The sequence below is a fragment of the aff. Roholtiella sp. LEGE 12411 genome, assembly GCF_015206995.1.
Lineage (GTDB): Bacteria > Cyanobacteriota > Cyanobacteriia > Cyanobacteriales > Nostocaceae > Komarekiella.
The window spans coordinates 1-3,160 of record NZ_JADEXR010000274.1 but is presented as its reverse complement, the minus strand read 5'-3'; the positions used below and the strand labels follow the sequence as shown (position 1 = coordinate 3,160).

General features: G+C 45.0%; 3 protein-coding genes. 1 reads left to right on the top strand and 2 read right to left on the bottom strand.

The genetic code is table 11. The features are described from left to right. Window positions 1-132: 132 nt before the first annotated feature. Together tgt and IQ246_RS29245 are read right to left on the bottom strand one after the other, a co-directional pair. Window positions 133-1,290: a tRNA guanosine(34) transglycosylase Tgt gene (tgt, locus tag IQ246_RS29250; protein ID WP_194006783.1), complete on the bottom strand. Its 1,158-nt coding sequence runs from the start codon at window positions 1,288-1,290 to the stop codon at window positions 133-135. Between the two features lie 130 nt (window positions 1,291-1,420). Further along, window positions 1,421-1,873 (bottom strand): hypothetical protein, encoded by a 453-nt coding sequence (locus tag IQ246_RS29245; RefSeq protein ID WP_194006782.1) that lies wholly within the window; start codon window positions 1,871-1,873, stop codon window positions 1,421-1,423. Between the two features lie 432 nt (window positions 1,874-2,305). Between IQ246_RS29245 and cobS the strand changes: the two genes are divergently transcribed. Further along, window positions 2,306-3,079: an adenosylcobinamide-GDP ribazoletransferase gene (gene cobS / locus IQ246_RS29240; RefSeq protein ID WP_194006781.1), complete on the top strand. Its 774-nt coding sequence runs from the start codon at window positions 2,306-2,308 to the stop codon at window positions 3,077-3,079. The last annotated feature ends 81 nt before the right edge of the window (window positions 3,080-3,160 follow it).

Here is a 3,160-nt window from a genome sequence, read left to right as displayed (position 1 = left end):
GGGCATGGGGCATTGGGCATGGGGCATGGGGCAGTAGTTATTTATTAGACCTCTTGTCTTTCTTGTCTCCCACTCTCCCACTCTCCCACATATTCCTGGCTTGTATCCCGTCTTTGATCTCCCCCCACTCTCTCACTCTCCCACTCTCCCTTGTCTCCCACTCTCCCACTCCTTTGCTCCGTCTGCTTTGCTTAGCCAGTGTCCAAATTCTGCAATAAAACGATCGCCTAAAATTGCTTCTCGAATTTTTTGGGTGAAGCGAATTAGTTCGGTGATGTTGTGAATACTCAACAACGTGTAAGCTAATATTTCCTGCGATCGCACTAAATGAGATATGTAAGCACGGCTGAAATTTTGGCAAGTGTAGCAGGGACAGGTTTCATCTAATGGTGTGAAATCTTCACGAAACTTAGCATTTTTGAGATTCCAGCGATCGCCTTGGACTATTGCTGTGCCATGTCTGGCCCAGCGGGTAGGAATCACGCAGTCAAATAAATCTATACCAGATGCGATGGCGATCGCCATTTCTCGATAAGTACCCACGCCCATCAAGTAACGCGGCTTTTCAGGTGGTAGAAGCGGCGCTGTTACTTGGACAATTTGCGCCATCAATTCTGGCGGTTCTCCCACACTTACACCACCAATGGCATATCCAGGGAGATCCAACTTAGCTAAAGCCTCAGCTGCACGGGAGCGCAAATCTAGATATACGCCTCCCTGCACAATCCCAAACAACGCCTGCTCACTACTTTGATGAGCTACCATACAGCGTTCTAGCCAGCGGTAAGTGCGCTCAGTTGCAGTTTCCACCTCTTGACGACTGGCTGGGTAGGGCGGACATTCATCAAATGCCATGATCACATCAGCCCCTAAAGTATTCTGAATCTCGATGGAGCGCTCTGGTGTCAAGTTAATTATTTGTCCATCATGGGGTGAGCGAAATATTACCCCTTCTTCAGAAATTTTTCGCATTTCGCTCAAGCTGAAGACCTGAAACCCACCGGAATCGGTGAGCATCGGCCCATTCCAACCCATAAATTTATGCAGTCCACCACCCCCAGCTACAATTGCTTCCCCTGGTTGCAAGTGGAGATGATAGGTATTGGATAATATCATCTGCGCCCCAGTTTCCCGTAGCTGAGATGGGGTGATAGTTTTAACATTTGCCAGCGTCCCAACTGGCATAAATCTAGGGGTTTCTACAAGACCATGAGGAGTGAAAAACACTCCGGCTCTAGCTTTTGTCTGACTACATTGAGCAAGACGTTGAAAAGAAAAATTGGCACTCAAGGCAAAGTTAATGTGATTTCGCTAAATTACGGACAAACATAAAAACTGGTAATTGCTTGTTAGTAAACACTTAAGTACTCACTAGTAACCTATTACCAACTCTCAAAGTATATGCTCTATCAGTTGCTATTTAGAAAGAATCAGAACAGTCGTCGTCAATTTCCGCATCCCATCTGGCTGAGAGTACTTGCTCCATCATTGCCTCTATGGCGCTGACATTTAAGCTCCGGTCACGTCGCTCTTGCAGGGGGGTCGAGTGAGGAATCAGCCGCAGACACACGCCTTCTTGCATCAAATCGAGGTAGGTTTCTTGTTGCGGTGATTGTTTTAGTTCTAGGTAATCAAAACTAAAAACATTCAGATATAGTGCATTGTTAGCGACTAAGGTAGATCTTTGCGGATTAGCAAAGACTTCCATCACATCCCCTTCACCCTCGCTCAGTAGCTTCTCTCCGTGGGTGTAGATGTAGTGGACTCGACCTAAATCAGCTAGCAATCGCCGCATGTCGAGCTTATTCACAATGATGCCCGTGTTAACGATGCACGGAGCTGGTATCCTGGTGTCGGGTAGATGGTGACTCATAAGGAAATAGCAATTGAGCGAAGGAGCGCGACAACACAGCTAAACATTCAATTGAACAGCTTGTTGAATCCCTACATTTAAAAAAATATCAATTTTGTAGGGCGATCGTCTAACGTTCTGAGTAAGTTCTTAGTTAAAGAATATAAAACAAAAAGATCACTGATGGAATTGTGGTTTTTTGAGTTATTTGTAAACTGTAAAAAAATATACCTACATTTTTTTGGGTTTCACTGAGAACAGCATAACAAAATTTTTAGAGACAATCTTTCATACAAGTAAATCTTATCTAAAGCTTTAATTGAAGTATGTGGTAATTACCCAATATTTTTGGGTTTAAAGAGAAAAGAGAAAAGGTTAAAGGCGTAGAATTTTCCATTTCCGTTTAACGCTTAGTCAACATGTGTGCAACTAAGTATTACAGGGATGCCAACTATGACTAAACAGCAATCGTGGTGGAAAAAACTACTATTAAATCTGGCAGCTAGCATCATATTTTACACTGCTATTCCGCTACCGAATTTGCAGGTGTTGGACTTTCGGGGCGTGGCGCGTTTTGCTCCGCTTGTAGGGTTGATGATTGGCGGAATTTTAGGGTTATTGGATGGAGGGATGAATTATCTGGGGATGAGCGTATTAACACGTAGTGCCTTGGTGATATGTGTTTGGATTGCCATTACTGGAGGATTACACTTAGATGGGGCAATGGATACTGCTGATGGGTTGGCAGTAGGCGATCCAAAAAGACGACTGGAGGTGATGGCAGATAGTGCCACAGGTGCGTTTGGGGCAATGGCAGCGATCGCCATATTGCTACTAAAAACAACAGCCTTAACGGATATACCAGAAAACCGTTGGCTAGTGTTGATGGCTACTTGCGGGTGGGGGCGCTGGGGACAACAATTAGCGATCGCCCGATATCCTTATCTCAAACCAACGGGTAAAGGTGCGTTTCACAAACAAGCCATTCGTTCTTACAAGGATGTTTTACCGGGACTGTTATTACTAATAGGTTTGAGTAGTTTACTTTTACTAATAGATAAAAAGCGCCTATTTTCAGTATTGGGCATGACTGTTGCAGGGATTGCGATCGCCACTCTCACTGGTGCGTGGTTCAATCACAAATTAGGCGGACATACTGGAGATACCTACGGCGCAGTCGTTGAGTGGACTGAAGCCTTATTTCTCTGTATAATTACCACTTTTTGAGCAATGGGGCAGTAGGGCAGTAGGGCAGTGGAGGAGTGGAGCAGATGAGGGAGAATACTACTGCCCCATGCCCCATGCCCC